Source organism: Marinomonas pontica (assembly GCF_036322735.1).
In the GTDB taxonomy this organism is placed as follows: domain Bacteria; phylum Pseudomonadota; class Gammaproteobacteria; order Pseudomonadales; family Marinomonadaceae; genus Marinomonas; species Marinomonas pontica.
The window spans coordinates 1,786,354-1,801,388 of sequence record NZ_AP027271.1; the positions used below are offsets into that span (position 1 = coordinate 1,786,354).

Genomic DNA, 15,035 nt, shown 5'->3' on the forward strand with positions numbered 1-15,035 from the left:
AATGCCTTTCTAACGATTGAAAACATTTTTGTTTAGCTTGTCAACAGTTGGTTGGCCAAACTTTATTTCATAAAGATACGCTAACGATCTCGGTAATACGTGGTCGCAATAGAATGACACTGAATGCGCCCACGAATCTTGTTGTTCTTCATTGAAGTTTGATTCAGTTTTAGCTGCATGCAACGCTCTCACTTGCAACCATGCTCCAATTAAGTATCCCATTAACATCATATAAGGATACGCCAAGCCCGTTCCTAGAACCGCGTTTTTTGACATGGCTGCCAAGCACAATTCTGTTGCTGATTTGGACTGCTCAAGAACCACACTCACCTTATCAGCATACTCATTCAGGCCGAATTGTCTCCACTGAGCTATTTCATTATCAATCTCTAACAACAACGCATTCATCGCTGCGCCATTATCTGAATGCAATTTACGACCGATCAAGTCAATCGCTTGAATACCATTTGTTCCTTCGTAGATAGGCAAAATACGCGCATCACGGGCATGTTGAGCCACCCCAGTTTCTTCAATAAAGCCCATACCACCATGAATTTGTATGGCCAAAGACGTCACTTCTTGAGCTTGCTCAGTGATCCAGCCTTTCACGATCGGCGTGTAGAGTGCCGTTCTTGCAGCCGATTGTGCTTTTTGCTCACCTGTCGCCACATGGGACAAATCATTTTCGACAGCGGCCACATAAATAAGCGAACGCATCGCGTCAATTTGAGATTTCATCATCATCAACATACGCAACACATCAGGATGTTCAATAATCGCAGCACGCTCTGTACGTTCGGCATTCAAACCTTGTTTACGTTCCTTGGCATACTCCAATGCTTGTTGATAGGCACGTTCAGAAATGGCCAAGCCTTGTAAGCCGACACCCTGTCTGGCGTTGTTCATCATCGTGAACATCGCTTTAATGCCTTCATTTTTATTGCCTACTAAGTAGCCAACAGCGCCTGCATTGTCGCCAAAACTCATAACACATGTGGGTGAGGCGTGTATGCCCATTTTATGCTCGACGGATACAACATGAACATCATTACGCTCTGACGGTTTACCCTGATCGTCTAACAGGAATTTAGGCACAATAAACAAAGAAATACCTTTAACGCCTTCCGGAGCATCAGGCAAACGCGCCAAAACCAAATGAATAATATTGTCACTCATTTGATGATCGCCCCATGTGATGAATATTTTTTGCCCTTTGATACGGAAAACATCGCCATCAGGAAGCGCTTTACAGGCAATAGCAGCCAGATCAGAACCTGCCGTCGGCTCTGTCAGATTCATAGTGCCAGCCCACTCGCCAGCCAGCATTTTAGGAAGGAATTGTTGTTTAAGCTCGTCACTTGCGTGCAAGCTAATGGCTTCGATAGCACCTAAGCTAAGCAAAGGACACAGTGAAAAAGATAGGTTTGCAGATTGAACGCCTTCATTGACCGCTGTAGCGACACAGGAAGGCAAACCTTGTCCACCATACTCCGGATCACCAGATAGCCCTATCCAGCCGCCTTCAGAGTACGCCTTAAACGCTTCTTTGAACCCCGTCGCTTCAATTACTTCGCCATTTTCAACCCGTGACCCTTGTTTGTCGCCACTTGCGTTTATTGGGGCAATGACTTGTTCGGCCAACTTACCAGCCTCACCCAAAATCGCCTCCAACAGATCGTCATCAAGCGCGTCTTCAATGTAGGGTGTTAACCGTTGCGTTTTCGCAACAGAGCGTAAGCTGAATAAAATATCGTTTATTGGGTATAGGTATTCGCTCATTTTTTATTCTCCGAGTTAGTTATCCGAGCGGATTTATACCTATAGAATGGAAAAATATTGCAAATCCCTCAATAACAATTCAGACCTATATCTCTAACAAATACATTCAAAACGATTCCTAATGTTCTCGTAGCGCTTAATTTATAGGCGTTTCATCGCTTTGCCGAATTTAAGGTATTCCTCACTTTTTCGATACTCGCCTGGTGTCATTCCCGTCCACTTTTTAAAGGAGCGGAAAAAGGCGCTAGGCTCATCAAACCCCATTAACGCCGCAATGTCATTAATACTCAACTGAGGGGCATTCATGTAGGTAATGGCGGCTTCTTTGCGGCAATCGTCTTTAATGCTTTGGTAGGACGTTTTTTCATCGTTCAAGCGACGACGTAATGTGGAAACACTCATATTGAGCGCGCTTGCCACCTCATCGGCACTGGGCATTTCGCGAGAAAAATCTTTACCCAACATTGCCATTACTTGAGATTTCAAACTGTTGTCGTTTTCTACCATTACGAGCAATTGATAAGGTGCGGTTTTTAAGAACCCTCTCAAGCTGTCTTCTGTTTGAACGATTGGCATATCGAGATAGCTGGCTGGAAAGACTAAAGCGTTCGCGTGCTGATTGAATTTCACTTCTGATTGAAAAAGTGTTTTGTAGTACTCCACGTCATCTGGGCGCTCGCTGGTAAAATACGCCGCTTTAAGATTTAAACGGCGGCCTATTAGCCAACAAATGAAATGGTGCCACATGGAAAGCGTAGTGCGGAGTTGCTCTTTCGATTCTGGAACCACCAAGGTGTCTAGGTCCGCATCAGAGGAATCCAACCCCGCAAAGGTGACCATGGCAAAGCGGCCTTTTTTAATCAGTACCGGTTTTACCGTTGGTCCTCTGCAAATTTCATAAAAGTCACTGCAACGGTATAGGGCATGCGCCAGACTCTTTGCGTGAATGATACACAAACACATCATCCTAAAGGTACCATTGGGTACCTTTCCTCCACTCAGCATGCCAAAAGACTCATCTTGCATTAGCCACATGATTTTTTGGTACAACATGCCGTATCGATAAGCCGGAAAAGAGTCACTTTGCTCAAGCTCATCTTGTGTTATCTCCAGACTGGCGAGCACAGCTTGGCGGTCTAATCCTTGATCTTCAACCGCTTTTAATAGGTAACGAACACTCGACATTGGAACAGACGCTTTCACACTTATCACCTTATCTAACAAATGATCAGAATTAATATTTTTATTTTAGGGTGCTTTTTTAACATAAAAAAAGGCTGCATCTGCAGCCTTTTTCATTTATTTAGTTTGCTTTTCTAACTTTTCGTTTACTTCTGTTCAGTAAAAGCAGATAACAATTCGTCCAATGACAAATCTTCACTGTCTGTATCTGCAGTTGATGCTTCAAGCAAATCCGATTTCGCTTGTTCTGCTTTTTCATCAACAGGCTTAACGAAAACAAAGCGGCGCGGACGCACTGGTGCGGCTCCTGCTTCTTTTTCTGGTAGCAATCCTAAACGTTCAAGTTTTTTGTGCGCTTGTTCTTTGCGTTCTTTGGCTTTTTTAGTCACAAAACGACGAGTTGATGAAGATTTACGAGCTTTGTTTTGCTCTTTCATCATCTCTTTTGATCCAGTTTTACCAAGTTTTCCACGCATACTGCGCGATTTTTTAACACGAGCCATATTATCCTCTCTTTATCGCGCGCATTGTAGCAGTGAATTCACGCTAGGTCATCCAGCAGCACTCGCAATTTCTAGCAATTTGCTTTAAAAGCACTGTGCCCTTGTTTGCGCTGATTCCCCATAGCACCAAGCCATTTTCTTACTTCTGATTGATCGCCAGATTGCAACGCAACATCCAGATTTTTCAATACGGAAATCGTTTCATTAATGACTTTCTCGTAGTCAGCCTTGTTGTTTTTTAATTCACTGCCTTGCATCTGTTCAGCTGTAAATTTGTAGGGAGTCTCTGCACGCGATTTCTCAAAGTACATGATTAGTGTGTTTACATGTTTTGATGCGGATTCGCTGTTTCCTGATTTTATATCGGAAGACATTGAGCGCATTTCGTCTTTAATGTGCTCCATATAACCGTGCAGCGCAGTATCATCACAAGATTCAGCCGCAAACAGTGCTGATGAACAAGAAATGGAGACAATTGCCGCAGTAAGAAGACCTTTATTCATAAATACACCCTTAATCATAAAATGTGTAAACACCGTTAATTCAATAAATCTCTAAATTTAAAATAACACGATCACCAAAAATAACACCTACAATATTGTAAAAGGAACGTCACTTTGTATGTCTTATCAAATTCATTTATTGGCGAATGGTACACTTGCTGTGTATCGTAAGCACTTTGACATTAAATAAGAGAGGAGTTCATTATATTCAGCTTGAAGTTTACTTTTTCCGTTCTACTCTGTTTGCTGATGAGTGAAATAACATTCGCAGAATGCAGTGACTTTGATGCCAAATTATCAGCAGACAAAGAAGCCCAAAAATACATGAGCGGAAAAACATTCAAAAGGGCTCAGGTGTTAAAAAAGCACCTACCCAGTGAACGTAAAGAAGTGGCCAGTTACGTGTATGTGAAAGAAAGCGACCTGTATTACACGGTGTATTCACTGATAAACGATAAATGCAAAGCCGAGATAATAAAAAGAACCAATGGAAAGCATTAGCTAACCATTGGTTCTTGTACTATGGAGAAAGGCTACTTTTCAGATTTTTTGCTTTTCTCTGTTGTCTTTTTTTTGTCCGATGATTTATCAGAAGTCGTTTCGTCATCTTCCGACTCTTCTTCGTCTTCCTCTTCCTCCTCACCGAGTTTCGAAATTTCTTCTAGTCGCTCGATGACTCTCGAAGATAAGGTTCCTTCAGGGTATTCACCCTCTTCATTTGCAACACCAGGCTCAAGCCCAGTCAATAAATGCAAGGCTTCATCGGCTGTAGAGACAGCATAAACATGGAACATACCGGCTTTAACAGCCACTATAATTTCATCATTCAACATCAAATTAACCGCATTTGATTTTGGGATGATAACGCCCTGAGTCCCTGTTAGTTCCCGAGCCTTACAGACATTAAAGAATCCTTCAATTTTTTCATTAACGCCTCCAATGGCTTGTATTTCACCGTATTGGTTCAAGGAACCTGTAATCGCAAGATCCTGACGCAATGGGACTTGAATCAACGCTGAAAGCAAGCAACACAATTCGGCCGTTGATGCACTGTCGCCATCGATATAGCCATAGCTTTGCTCCATTGCAATAGACGCTGAAATGTCCAAAGGAAAACGTTGAGCGTATTTATTGCCCAGGTAACCCGATAAAATAAGCACCCCTTTAGAGTGAATATTTTGGCCTAAATTGGATTCACGCTCGATATCAATGATGCCTTTTCCGCCAGGATAGACCGTAGTAGAAATTCGAGCAGGCGCACCGAAACTGCTGTCGCCAATTTGCATCACGGTCAAACCATTAATTTTACCAACAGCATGACCATCACTTTCCAATAGCACAGTGCCTTCAATGATTTCCTCAATGATTTTTTCGCTCACTCGACCTGTGCGGTGTTTTTTGGCTTTTAATGCACGGGCAATATGGTCAGCGGTGATTTCGCTGTCTTTGGCCATTTGACGCACAAAATCCGCTTCGCCCAATAATTCAAACACGTCACCAATTTTTGCGGCCATTTCACGCTGATGTTCAGCCAAACGACTGCTGTATTCAATGAGCGCCGCTACACCATCTCGAGTGACGTTAGCGTACTCTTCTTTGTCAACACGATCTTTCATGAGACGTGCAAACGACAATTCAGATTCTTTGGAGCGCTTCAAAGTGTCGTCAAAATCCACTAACACTCTAAACATTTCTTGAAAATCAGGATCAGCATCTTGCAACAAATAATAGATATCACGAGCGCCAATCAACACAACCTTCACCTGTAATGGCAAATCTTGTGGCGACAACGTCATTGTATTCATTAAGCCCATATCAGCGTATGGGTGCTCAATTTTGATGGTTTTACTTTTAAGAGCTCGCTTTAGGGCTTCCCATAAATAATGGTCCGTTAGTAGCTTTTCGGCATCCAAAATTAAATAACCACCGTTCGCGGCATGCAAACTGCCAGAGCGTATCAAACGGTAATTGGTCACCAACATACCTTGATCGCTGCTATGTTCCACCTGCCCAAACAAATTACGGTAAGTTGGATGCGGCTCGTAAACAACTGGCTGCCCGCTGTTTGCTTCATGAGTAATGGCAATATTAGGTAGATAAAGCTCCTCGTAAAACTGACGACGACCTATCTCATCACGGTTTTCAGACGCTTTGTCGTCTGCCATTTGGTCAATAATGGTCTTGTCTAGATCGTCCCTTAATGCTTTGAGATGTGCCGTAATATCAGCATTATCTTGGTATTTTTCAAACAAACCAGACATGAGCGGATCAAGAGCTTCTTCTACGGTGTCTAAGTTCAGCTGACGAATTTGTTCGTATGTCGCACGTTTCCATTGTGGCAATCCCAACAACTCTTCATTGAGCAGCCCTTCCAATGTTGATACACCCTCTTGGAAAGCATCGCGTTCATCGTCAGTCAGTGCGGCAAACTCGTTCTCTTCTAAAGCCTTTCCGTCCTTCATTGGTGCAAAACTTACTGACGATGCATCGCGGAACATCGCAACGCCAATTTTCCCTGAAATACGTTCTACTTTGTTGATAGCGGCTTCATATTGATCATTAAATGCGCGATCAATAACAGACTTTTGTTGCTGATAGGACGGGTTTTCAAATGCGGCAGGAAACGTCGCCATTAGGCCGTCTATTAGGGCACGAATCTCTTTTTCAAACTCTGAGGCCAAGCCCGGAGAAAATTCGATCGCTTTCGGGCGATGACTTTCAGTAAAGTTATTAACGTATGCCCATTCATTTGGTGCTGGTCGGCGTTTTGCCTCACTGCGCAAGTAACTCAACACATAGGATGAACGCCCTGTACCAGAATCCCCCATGGCAAAAATATTGTAACCAGGACGTTGCATAGCGACACCGAACTGAATCGCTTCCACAGCACGTTCTTGCCCTAAAATACCGCTGAGTGGCTCTATGTCATTAAGCGTTTTAAACGTCAGGTGATCATTCGGTACTTTTGCAGCAAGCGCTTGGTAAGGTAGAGAGGCAACCATGTTAGACATCAATGGGTTTCCTTTTGTTGAACAGACCGTAAAAAATGGTCTGTGAAAGAGAAACACTTCTCTTTCGAATATGTTATGTAAATACAATATGTTGAGACTAACACTCTGATGCCACTTCGCCTATATGACAAAACAAATATCAGAGTGACTACTTGCTCAATAAAATAGAGGTTTATCAGTTATGAGTAGGCTGTAACAAATTTTCTGGGTTGGCTTTTGAAAACACTCGGTGGAAGTTTTGTGCCGTGGCTTCTAGCAACGCTTCGTATCGAATACCTTTTAAATCAGCGACATATTGTGCGACCTCGGACACGTATTTGGGCTCGTTTTTCTTTCCTCGATAAGGAACCGGCGCAAGATACGGAGCATCAGTTTCAACAATCAACGATTCCAAAGGAAGCTTACGCACTGTCTCTTTTAGATCCTCAGCCGTCTTAAACGTCACTATCCCCGAAATAGAAATCAGATAATTTTCATCCAACGCGGCTTTTGCCATGTCATAATCTTCGGTAAAGCAATGCAATACTCCGGCAGAGTCGCGGTTGCCATATTGCTTAATCAAAGCCATAGTATCTGCTTTTGCGTTACGGGTATGAACAATGACAGGCAACTCCAGTTTGCCAGCTAACTGAAGGTGATGCATAAAGCTCACCTTTTGTGCTTCATGAGCTTGCTCTGACGCCTCATAAAAATAATCTAAGCCCGTTTCACCGATAGCAATTACTTTTGGATCCGCAGCGTAGCGAGCAAGCAAAAGATCATCACGAACCAATCCTTCACTCTGTAATGGATGAACACCACAACTGGCATACACACCCTCCCTCCGAGTAAACCCTAATACCGTGTCCATTTTATTCAAATCAACCGATATGGTCAGTAATTGCCTAACACCTTGCTGATAAGCCGCGTTTAATGCGCCGTTAACATCATTGTTGTAGGGTGCCAAATCCAGCATATCTAGATGGCAATGGGTATCAATTAACATAGTCTGTTTACCACTGGTTCAATTCGTGTGTTAGTTGCATTATGGGGTTTAAGTTTGTTTTTTGAAGGTCTGACTTTAAATTTTGCAGGGATTGATAACGCAACATAAGTTGTTGAATACCCAATCGAGACACAAGTACGTTAAAAATACCTTGCAACGCAGCGTCTAATGGCGCTCCTGTAGAGTGGCAAATACACTGATGTAAAATGGCGGCCAATCCATTGCAGTAATCTTCAACATTGTTACTGTCCATACCCTTAATAACATCACTGACAGGCATCCTGCCATGCACCATTTCACTCAGTTTTTGGGGTAACTCCAGATATATTGGCGTTTTTCCCTGCTGCTGAATCGACAATAGTCGAAATGGCTGAGTCGTTAGCCAAAATAAAGATGACAAAACCTCCCCTTCTGGTTGTTGGGTTAGCCATGTCTTAACTGCATCAAGGCTCGGTGTTGGCACGTTAACCAAAAGGCAACGGCTTCGAATGGTTGGCAATAAACTGGTCGATTGAGAGCTTGTCAACACAAAATAAGTTCGTGCCGCTGGCTCTTCAAGCGCCTTAAGCACGGCGTTCGCAGCATTTATATTCATGGCTTGTGCGTGGGTAATTAGCACCACTTTATTGTGGCCCACTTGGGGCTTTTGGCTAATTTGACGAACGAGTAAGCGAACTTGATCTACTTTTATCGTAGACGCCTCACCATCAAGAACACGAAAGTCTGGGTGCGTATCCGCTCGCATCAATTGACAAGAATGGCAGTATCCACAAGCTGATGCTTGGTCACTTTCGCACATCAAGTCTTTCACCATTTCGTGGGCCAGCTCTTCTTGTCCCACACCGTCCGCTCCGGTTATCAACAACGCGTGCGAAAGGCTATTAGTTTGCTTTAAAACTTGTACTTGGCGTAAACAGGGTAAGAGCCAATCCGCGATATGTGTCATTTAGCTAATTCCAGACCAAGCATTATTGAGTTGAACAAGCTGCTTTTCAATTTGGTATTTGACCGACTCTAATGATTGACTGGCATCAATAACTTTGACTCGATCAGGTTCGACATCTGCTCGCTCAAGAAAACCGTCACGTACTTTTTGATGAAACGACAACGATTCCTTGTCTAAACGGTCTTGGTGTTGACGTTGAACAACCCGTTCCTGTCCCAACTCAACAGGCACATCCAGCAGCAAAGTTGCATCAGGTTTATTCTCACCAACAACCCAGCGGCTCAACTGATCCAATACAGCCACATCTCCACCGCGCGCTTTACCCTGATACACATAACTTGAATCAAGAAATCGATCACTGATTACCCAAATACCCTCATCAAGAGCTGGCTGTATTTTTTCAGCCAAATGCTGAGCTCTCGCAGCGAAAACAAGTAACAGTTCCGCTACATCATTCACTTTTTCTTCACGTGGACTCAAGATAAGCTGGCGTATTTCTTCAGCTAGCGGCGTTCCACCCGGTTCACGAGTCATAATATAGGGAATGCTGTGCTGCTCTAACCATTGTTGGATAAATTGAATCGCGGTTGTTTTGCCACTGCCTTCTCCTCCTTCAAGCGAAATAAATTTGCCTCTCATTATACAACCTCTCTATTTCGAACTTTCTGGCGTTGAACGGTAGTCTTCTCGACGCTTATATTGATACTTTCTGACTGCTTGATTGTGTTCTTTCAGTGTATTTGAAAACGCATGAGTTCCATCGCCTTTTGCAACAAAATACAACGCGTTCGTCTTGTCAGGGTTTAACGCCGCGGCTATTGCGTCACGGCCCACATTTGCTATGGGAGTTGGCGGCAGACCATAATATCGGTATGTATTATAAGGCGAAGAATCTTGTAAACCTTTCCGAGTTAAATTTCCTTTAAAACTTTCTCCTAACCCATATATTACCGTTGGGTCTGTCTGCAAGCGCATGCCTTTTAATAGTCGGCTAATAAATACACCTGCAATCAAAGGACGCTCCTCTGGAACACCGGTTTCTTTCTCTATAATAGACGCCATAATCAAAGCGTCATATGGGGATTTATAAGGCAAATTTGCCGCTTTGTTATCCCAAAGCGTGGATAAGGTCTGACTCATCAACTCGTGTGCGTGTTTCAGAATACTCACATCCGTATCCCCATCGTGATATCGGTACGTATTCGCAAAAAATTGTCCTTCTGGGTGCGTTACATCTAGTCCGATGCGCTGAGCAATCTCTTCATTTGTCGCCTCTAGTAATGTCATGCTGATATTGCCTTTGGCCTGCATCGTACGAAGGAAGTCTTGGGTCGTTTTACCTTCTAACAAGGTAATGGAATAAAAAATGGATTGCCCTGAATCAAAAAGCGACATCAGATCCAATAAATTCATCGTGGGGTCAATGGCATACTTACCCACTTTCGGCACCCACTCTGGGTGAAGCTTTGCCACCACTCTGGTTAAAAATGGCTGAGAGATTAAACCTTTAGAACTCAGTTCTTTACCTAAACTGTATGCAGAATCTCCAGCTCGAACCTCAAAAGTATCCTCAGAGCTAAGCGATATCGGCACGGTAATAGAGTGATACAGATAACCCGCTAAGATCGCTGACAGCGTCATAACTAAAAAGACAATACGATAAAACCACCTAAAGAACGGCATGCACATCCTTACTTTGCATTAATTTTTGTAATTTACGAGTATGAATGCCAATGGGGAGAGACAATCCGCCCACAGCAGTAACAGGAACAATGCCCATTAAACTATTCGAAATAAAGACTTCGTCTGCCGATTTGACCTCAGACAAACCAAAATTGCCTATTTGAACCACATAAGCGGTTTGCTCTTTCAAAATAGCTTGTCGAAAAGTCCCCTGAACACCTGCTTCGCTAAGCGCTGGGGTATACAAAATGCCACTTTTAAACCAAAAAAGATTACTCTGAATACATTCAATGACACGCTGATCGGAACTTAACATGATGGCTTCAAAGTCTGGAGACAATAAAAAACGCTTGGCCACAATATTTTCCAAACGGTTTAAATGTTTGATACCCGCTAAAAAACGGTTTTTATTGACGGGAACAGGTGAAATAGACAGAGAAACGCCACTTTTGCGGATGGTCTGATAATCCGGCGCAGTTAGGATGCCAATGACAATAGTATGATTGCTGTCATTTGGCGGTAAATAACCTCGCCCTCCTTCCCCTCGACTGACGATAATTTTCACTACGGATTCACGATCAATGAACGGCAAAACTGTGTCATGCAGAAAACGGGTAAGATTTTGTTTTTGCTCAAAACTCAGCGGCATGCCGAGCTTAGTCAAACCACGGTACATACGAGATAAATGGTCATTGAGCTGGAAAAAACATTGAGGAATAACACGAATGGTTTCAAAGACACCATCACCGTATGAAAACGCACGGTCGGCAACAGAAACAGAGCTGTTCAATCTATAATCGACGAACCATGTCATGGCTAAAAACTCAAAATTGAAGGTTAGCTATGATAACGCAAAAAGGAATGGCGTCCCATAGGGGGTTCGAACCCCTGTTACCGCCGTGAAAGGGCGGTGTCCTAGGCCTCTAGACGAATGGGACATATAAATACTTTCTTTACGAAAGAAATTGGAGCGGGAAACGAGGCTCGAACTCGCGACCCCAACCTTGGCAAGGTTGTGCTCTACCACTGAGCTATTCCCGCGTAAACATTTTAAAGAGTGGCGTCCCATAGGGGGTTCGAACCCCTGTTACCGCCGTGAAAGGGCGGTGTCCTAGGCCTCTAGACGAATGGGACACATTAAAACTCATTTTAACACACTAGATCACGACACAATCATTTACACAGTAAATAAAAGTGGCGTCCCATAGGGGGTTCGAACCCCTGTTACCGCCGTGAAAGGGCGGTGTCCTAGGCCTCTAGACGAATGGGACACAAGTCAGTTTTGACAAAACTGTAAACTGATCATTCTGCTATCGCTAACAAGAATGATGGAGCGGGAAACGAGGCTCGAACTCGCGACCCCAACCTTGGCAAGGTTGTGCTCTACCACTGAGCTATTCCCGCATTACTAACCGCTCTACTCTATTCAAGCGATTTACGACCTCTATCTACATAGAGCATCCTAAATAGTGGCGTCCCATAGGGGGTTCGAACCCCTGTTACCGCCGTGAAAGGGCGGTGTCCTAGGCCTCTAGACGAATGGGACACAATTCAGTTTTGACAAAACTGTAAACTGATCACTCTGCTATCGCTAACAAGAATGATGGAGCGGGAAACGAGGCTCGAACTCGCGACCCCAACCTTGGCAAGGTTGTGCTCTACCACTGAGCTATTCCCGCATTACTAACCGCTCTACTCTATTCAAGCGATTTACGACCTCTATCTACATAGAGCATCCTAAATAGTGGCGTCCCATAGGGGGTTCGAACCCCTGTTACCGCCGTGAAAGGGCGGTGTCCTAGGCCTCTAGACGAATGGGACACAATTCAGTTTTGACAAAACTGTAAACTGATCACTCTGCTATCGCTAACAAGAATGATGGAGCGGGAAACGAGGCTCGAACTCGCGACCCCAACCTTGGCAAGGTTGTGCTCTACCACTGAGCTATTCCCGCATTACTAACCGCTCTACTCTATTCAAGCGATTTACGACCTCTATCTACATAGAGCATCCTAAATAGTGGCGTCCCATAGGGGGTTCGAACCCCTGTTACCGCCGTGAAAGGGCGGTGTCCTAGGCCTCTAGACGAATGGGACACAATTCAGTTTTGACAAAACTGTAAACTGATCACTCTGCTATCGCTAACAAGAATGATGGAGCGGGAAACGAGGCTCGAACTCGCGACCCCAACCTTGGCAAGGTTGTGCTCTACCACTGAGCTATTCCCGCAAAACACTTCTCATACACATCTAAAAATAGGTAGACTACACAAACATCCTTATGAAAAGATGGCGTCCCATAGGGGGTTCGAACCCCTGTTACCGCCGTGAAAGGGCGGTGTCCTAGGCCTCTAGACGAATGGGACAACGTTGCAATCTTGCTGTGTGAGCGGGTGCGTATATTACTGTTACTAATCTTAAAATCAACAGTTTTTTTCATTAATTTAAGCCACTTAGACAAAAAGTCGCTTTAGAAATCAATCTGATCGGAGTCATTATGCAATGCAAACCTCTTTTACTTGCTCTATCCCTATCCACTCTTTTATTGGCTGGCTGCTCTACAACACACTATATAAGCATTACTCCAAAGGTTGATGTTAAAAACTCTGGATTAACAAATGACCGTGTCATTGACGTATCCACCAGCACAAAACTCACCAATGCAATCGGATCTATAAAGACAGGCATTAACGAGCGAGCAGACATATTTACTACAAACGACATTAACCAAAGCGTAAAGGAAAGCGTCTTAAAAGGATTACGTGAATTAGGCTTCACTCCAGACCAAGGCGTCATGCCACCTGCTGATTTACAGATAGACATTACAAAAATGAGCTACACCACGAAAGTGGAGACATTAAAAACCGTTGCCACTCTTGAATTTGAATTAAAAACAACGCTGTCAGCAAAAGGCCAAACTTATAAAGCCAACTACGGCTCTCAAAAAGTCAGAGAGTATGGAACCATGCCCTACCAACAAGCAATTCAGGACGACATGAATGAACTTGCCAGCCAAACCGTTAACCGCTTACTAGGCGACCCCAACGTCATTGCATTATTGAAACAGTAAGCCTTCTAATAAATAGCTGCTTTCTTACTCAATAAAGCAGCTATTTTTCTTTTCACACCTTGATCCGCATTAAGTAAAGTGTAAAGTGACTCCTCTCCCCACACAGCTTCAGTAAGGATAACGTGGTGCAAATTCGCAAATCTAACAAACTCTCCAACATCTGCTATGAAATACGCGGCCCAGTACTTAAAGAAGCCGTACGCATGGAAGAAGAAGGTCAACGCATACTAAAGCTGAACATAGGCAACCCTGCGCCATTTGGCTTTGAAGCGCCGGATGAAATATTGGTTGATGTAATTCGTAACCTGCCTACTTCACAAGGTTATTGCGATTCCAAAGGCCTCTTTTCAGCACGCAAAGCCGTTATGCAAAAATACCAAGCAATGGGAATAAAGTCGGCTGACGTCAACCACGTCTGGATGGGGAACGGTGTCAGCGAACTGATTGTTTTGGCCATGCAAGGCTTACTAAATGACGGCGATGAAATCCTTATACCGGCTCCGGACTATCCACTTTGGACAGCGGCAGCCACGCTGGCTGGCGGCTATGTCAAACATTACCTGTGCGATGAAAGCTCTGGTTGGCAACCCGACATCAACGACATTCGCTCCAAAATCTCTAACAAAACCAAAGCCATCGTCATTATCAACCCGAACAACCCAACGGGGGCGGTCTATGAAAAAGACGTTCTTGAATCAATCGTCAACCTTGCGGAAGAACATAACTTACTGATTTTTTCGGATGAGATTTACGACAAAATCCTCTATGACGAAGCAAAGCACATTCCTACAGCCACACTCACAGAAGGGCGAGCACCCTGCATTACGTTCGGTGGACTATCAAAAGTATATCGCACTGCAGGATTCCGCTCAGGCTGGATGGCAATTACAGGTGACAGGAGTGGCATTAGCGACTACATAGAAGGTCTGGACATATTAAGCTCCATGAGACTATGCGCTAACGTACCTGCCCAACATGCTGTACAAACGGCGTTGGGGGGCTATCAGAGCATTAACGAGCTTATTACTCCTGGCGGCCGTTTATACGAACAACGCAAGGTCGCATGGGAAGCGCTTGATAGCATCCCTGGTGTTCATTGCCATAAACCAGAGGGCGCCTTGTACCTATTCCCTCGCCTTGACCCTAAGATGTACAAAATACAAAACGATATGGATCTTGTGTTGCAGTTTCTACGGGAAGAAAAAGTACTTATCGTTCAAGGCACCGGCTTTAATTGGCCCACACCCGACCATGTGCGCTTCGTCTTCCTTCCTCATGTCGAAGAACTCTCTCCTGCCATGGATCGATTTGCTGCATTTTTAAGTCGATTAAGAAAGCGCTAAGCTCTCTCTTGAATAAATTCAAGAAAGCCCT

General features: G+C 44.0%; 13 protein-coding genes and 12 tRNA genes. 3 read left to right on the top strand and 22 right to left on the bottom strand.

Annotation, left to right across the window (positions count from 1 at the left end):
- Positions 1-9: 9 nt before the first annotated feature.
- The 4 genes from AABA11_RS08335 to AABA11_RS08350 all read right to left on the bottom strand — a co-directional run bounded on the left by AABA11_RS08335 (position 10) and on the right by AABA11_RS08350 (position 3,967).
- Positions 10-1,779, bottom strand: a complete 1,770-nt coding sequence (locus AABA11_RS08335; protein WP_338266981.1) for an acyl-CoA dehydrogenase family protein — start codon at positions 1,777-1,779, stop codon at positions 10-12.
- Between the two features lie 141 nt (positions 1,780-1,920).
- Entirely contained in the window at positions 1,921-2,982 is a 1,062-nt protein-coding gene (locus AABA11_RS08340) for an AraC family transcriptional regulator (protein ID WP_265727924.1), read from the bottom strand.
- 125 nt (positions 2,983-3,107) lie between these two features.
- On the bottom strand, positions 3,108-3,464 hold the full coding sequence (locus AABA11_RS08345) for a hypothetical protein (RefSeq protein WP_265727925.1): 357 nt from the start codon (positions 3,462-3,464) through the stop codon (positions 3,108-3,110).
- Positions 3,465-3,535: 71 nt separating this feature from the next.
- The gene (locus AABA11_RS08350) at positions 3,536-3,967 is read right to left on the bottom strand and encodes a cytochrome b562 (protein ID WP_338266984.1); all 432 of its coding nucleotides are present in this window, start codon (positions 3,965-3,967) and stop codon (positions 3,536-3,538) included.
- Positions 3,968-4,216: 249 nt separating this feature from the next.
- Here AABA11_RS08350 and AABA11_RS08355 point away from each other — a divergent pair, with 249 nt between their 5' ends.
- Positions 4,217-4,468 (top strand): hypothetical protein, encoded by a 252-nt coding sequence (locus tag AABA11_RS08355; RefSeq protein WP_265727927.1) that lies wholly within the window; start codon positions 4,217-4,219, stop codon positions 4,466-4,468.
- Between the two features lie 32 nt (positions 4,469-4,500).
- Here AABA11_RS08355 and AABA11_RS08360 read toward each other — a convergent pair whose 3' ends face one another.
- From AABA11_RS08360 to AABA11_RS08445, 18 genes are all read right to left on the bottom strand, one after another.
- A complete protein-coding gene (locus AABA11_RS08360; RefSeq protein WP_338266988.1) occupies positions 4,501-6,978 on the bottom strand; it encodes a Lon protease family protein in 2,478 nt (825 codons plus the stop codon).
- A 175-nt stretch (positions 6,979-7,153) separates the two neighbouring features.
- On the bottom strand, positions 7,154-7,963 hold the full coding sequence (locus tag AABA11_RS08365) for a TatD family hydrolase (RefSeq protein WP_265727929.1): 810 nt from the start codon (positions 7,961-7,963) through the stop codon (positions 7,154-7,156).
- A 7-nt stretch (positions 7,964-7,970) separates the two neighbouring features.
- Positions 7,971-8,909, bottom strand: coding sequence for a DNA polymerase III subunit delta' (gene holB, locus AABA11_RS08370; RefSeq protein WP_338266991.1), 939 nt, complete (start codon positions 8,907-8,909; stop codon positions 7,971-7,973).
- Positions 8,910-9,548, bottom strand: coding sequence for a dTMP kinase (gene tmk / locus AABA11_RS08375; protein ID WP_265727931.1), 639 nt, complete (start codon positions 9,546-9,548; stop codon positions 8,910-8,912).
- A 12-nt stretch (positions 9,549-9,560) separates the two neighbouring features.
- On the bottom strand, positions 9,561-10,592 hold the full coding sequence (gene mltG / locus AABA11_RS08380) for an endolytic transglycosylase MltG (protein ID WP_265727932.1): 1,032 nt from the start codon (positions 10,590-10,592) through the stop codon (positions 9,561-9,563).
- A complete protein-coding gene (pabC, locus tag AABA11_RS08385) occupies positions 10,579-11,406 on the bottom strand; it encodes an aminodeoxychorismate lyase (protein ID WP_265727933.1) in 828 nt (275 codons plus the stop codon). The genes mltG and pabC overlap by 14 nt, the downstream gene beginning before the upstream one ends.
- Before the next feature lie 48 nt (positions 11,407-11,454).
- Positions 11,455-11,530, bottom strand: a tRNA-Glu gene (locus tag AABA11_RS08390).
- 28 nt (positions 11,531-11,558) lie between these two features.
- A tRNA-Gly gene (locus AABA11_RS08395) sits at positions 11,559-11,633 on the bottom strand.
- Between the two features lie 17 nt (positions 11,634-11,650).
- Positions 11,651-11,726, bottom strand: a tRNA-Glu gene (locus AABA11_RS08400).
- A gap of 61 nt (positions 11,727-11,787) precedes the next feature.
- Positions 11,788-11,863 (bottom strand) — tRNA-Glu (locus AABA11_RS08405).
- Positions 11,864-11,921: 58 nt separating this feature from the next.
- Positions 11,922-11,996, bottom strand: a tRNA-Gly gene (locus tag AABA11_RS08410).
- A 66-nt stretch (positions 11,997-12,062) separates the two neighbouring features.
- A tRNA-Glu gene (locus AABA11_RS08415) sits at positions 12,063-12,138 on the bottom strand.
- 58 nt (positions 12,139-12,196) lie between these two features.
- Positions 12,197-12,271: transfer RNA gene (locus AABA11_RS08420), tRNA-Gly, on the bottom strand.
- A 66-nt stretch (positions 12,272-12,337) separates the two neighbouring features.
- Positions 12,338-12,413, bottom strand: a tRNA-Glu gene (locus AABA11_RS08425).
- A gap of 58 nt (positions 12,414-12,471) precedes the next feature.
- Positions 12,472-12,546: transfer RNA gene (locus tag AABA11_RS08430), tRNA-Gly, on the bottom strand.
- Positions 12,547-12,612: 66 nt separating this feature from the next.
- Positions 12,613-12,688, bottom strand: a tRNA-Glu gene (locus tag AABA11_RS08435).
- A gap of 58 nt (positions 12,689-12,746) precedes the next feature.
- Positions 12,747-12,821 (bottom strand) — tRNA-Gly (locus AABA11_RS08440).
- A 60-nt stretch (positions 12,822-12,881) separates the two neighbouring features.
- Positions 12,882-12,957, bottom strand: a tRNA-Glu gene (locus tag AABA11_RS08445).
- 131 nt (positions 12,958-13,088) lie between these two features.
- Here AABA11_RS08445 and AABA11_RS08450 point away from each other — a divergent pair.
- Both AABA11_RS08450 and AABA11_RS08455 read left to right on the top strand, forming a co-directional pair.
- Positions 13,089-13,661 carry a YajG family lipoprotein gene (locus tag AABA11_RS08450; protein WP_265727934.1) on the top strand — a complete coding sequence of 191 codons (573 nt, stop codon included), beginning with the start codon at positions 13,089-13,091 and terminating at the stop codon, positions 13,659-13,661.
- Positions 13,662-13,786: 125 nt separating this feature from the next.
- Positions 13,787-15,004: a pyridoxal phosphate-dependent aminotransferase gene (locus AABA11_RS08455; RefSeq protein ID WP_322783820.1), complete on the top strand. Its 1,218-nt coding sequence runs from the start codon at positions 13,787-13,789 to the stop codon at positions 15,002-15,004.
- Positions 15,005-15,035: the final 31 nt, after the last annotated feature.

Bases quoted from the DNA above. Each gene is read 5' to 3' on its own strand.
- AABA11_RS08350 (WP_338266984.1), bottom strand. From the start codon at position 3,967: ATGAATAAAGGTCTTCTTACTGCGGCAATTGTCTCCATTTCTTGTTCA.
- AABA11_RS08355 (WP_265727927.1), top strand. From the start codon at position 4,217: ATGAGTGAAATAACATTCGCAGAATGCAGTGACTTTGATGCCAAATTA.
- AABA11_RS08450 (WP_265727934.1), top strand. From the start codon at position 13,089: ATGCAATGCAAACCTCTTTTACTTGCTCTATCCCTATCCACTCTTTTA.
- mltG (WP_265727932.1), bottom strand. From the start codon at position 10,592: ATGCCGTTCTTTAGGTGGTTTTATCGTATTGTCTTTTTAGTTATGACG.
- AABA11_RS08360 (WP_338266988.1), bottom strand. From the start codon at position 6,978: ATGTCTAACATGGTTGCCTCTCTACCTTACCAAGCGCTTGCTGCAAAA.
- pabC (WP_265727933.1), bottom strand. From the start codon at position 11,406: ATGACATGGTTCGTCGATTATAGATTGAACAGCTCTGTTTCTGTTGCC.
- AABA11_RS08345 (WP_265727925.1), bottom strand. From the start codon at position 3,464: ATGGCTCGTGTTAAAAAATCGCGCAGTATGCGTGGAAAACTTGGTAAA.
- tmk (WP_265727931.1), bottom strand. From the start codon at position 9,548: ATGAGAGGCAAATTTATTTCGCTTGAAGGAGGAGAAGGCAGTGGCAAA.
- AABA11_RS08365 (WP_265727929.1), bottom strand. From the start codon at position 7,963: ATGTTAATTGATACCCATTGCCATCTAGATATGCTGGATTTGGCACCC.
- holB (WP_338266991.1), bottom strand. From the start codon at position 8,909: ATGACACATATCGCGGATTGGCTCTTACCCTGTTTACGCCAAGTACAA.
- AABA11_RS08335 (WP_338266981.1), bottom strand. From the start codon at position 1,779: ATGAGCGAATACCTATACCCAATAAACGATATTTTATTCAGCTTACGC.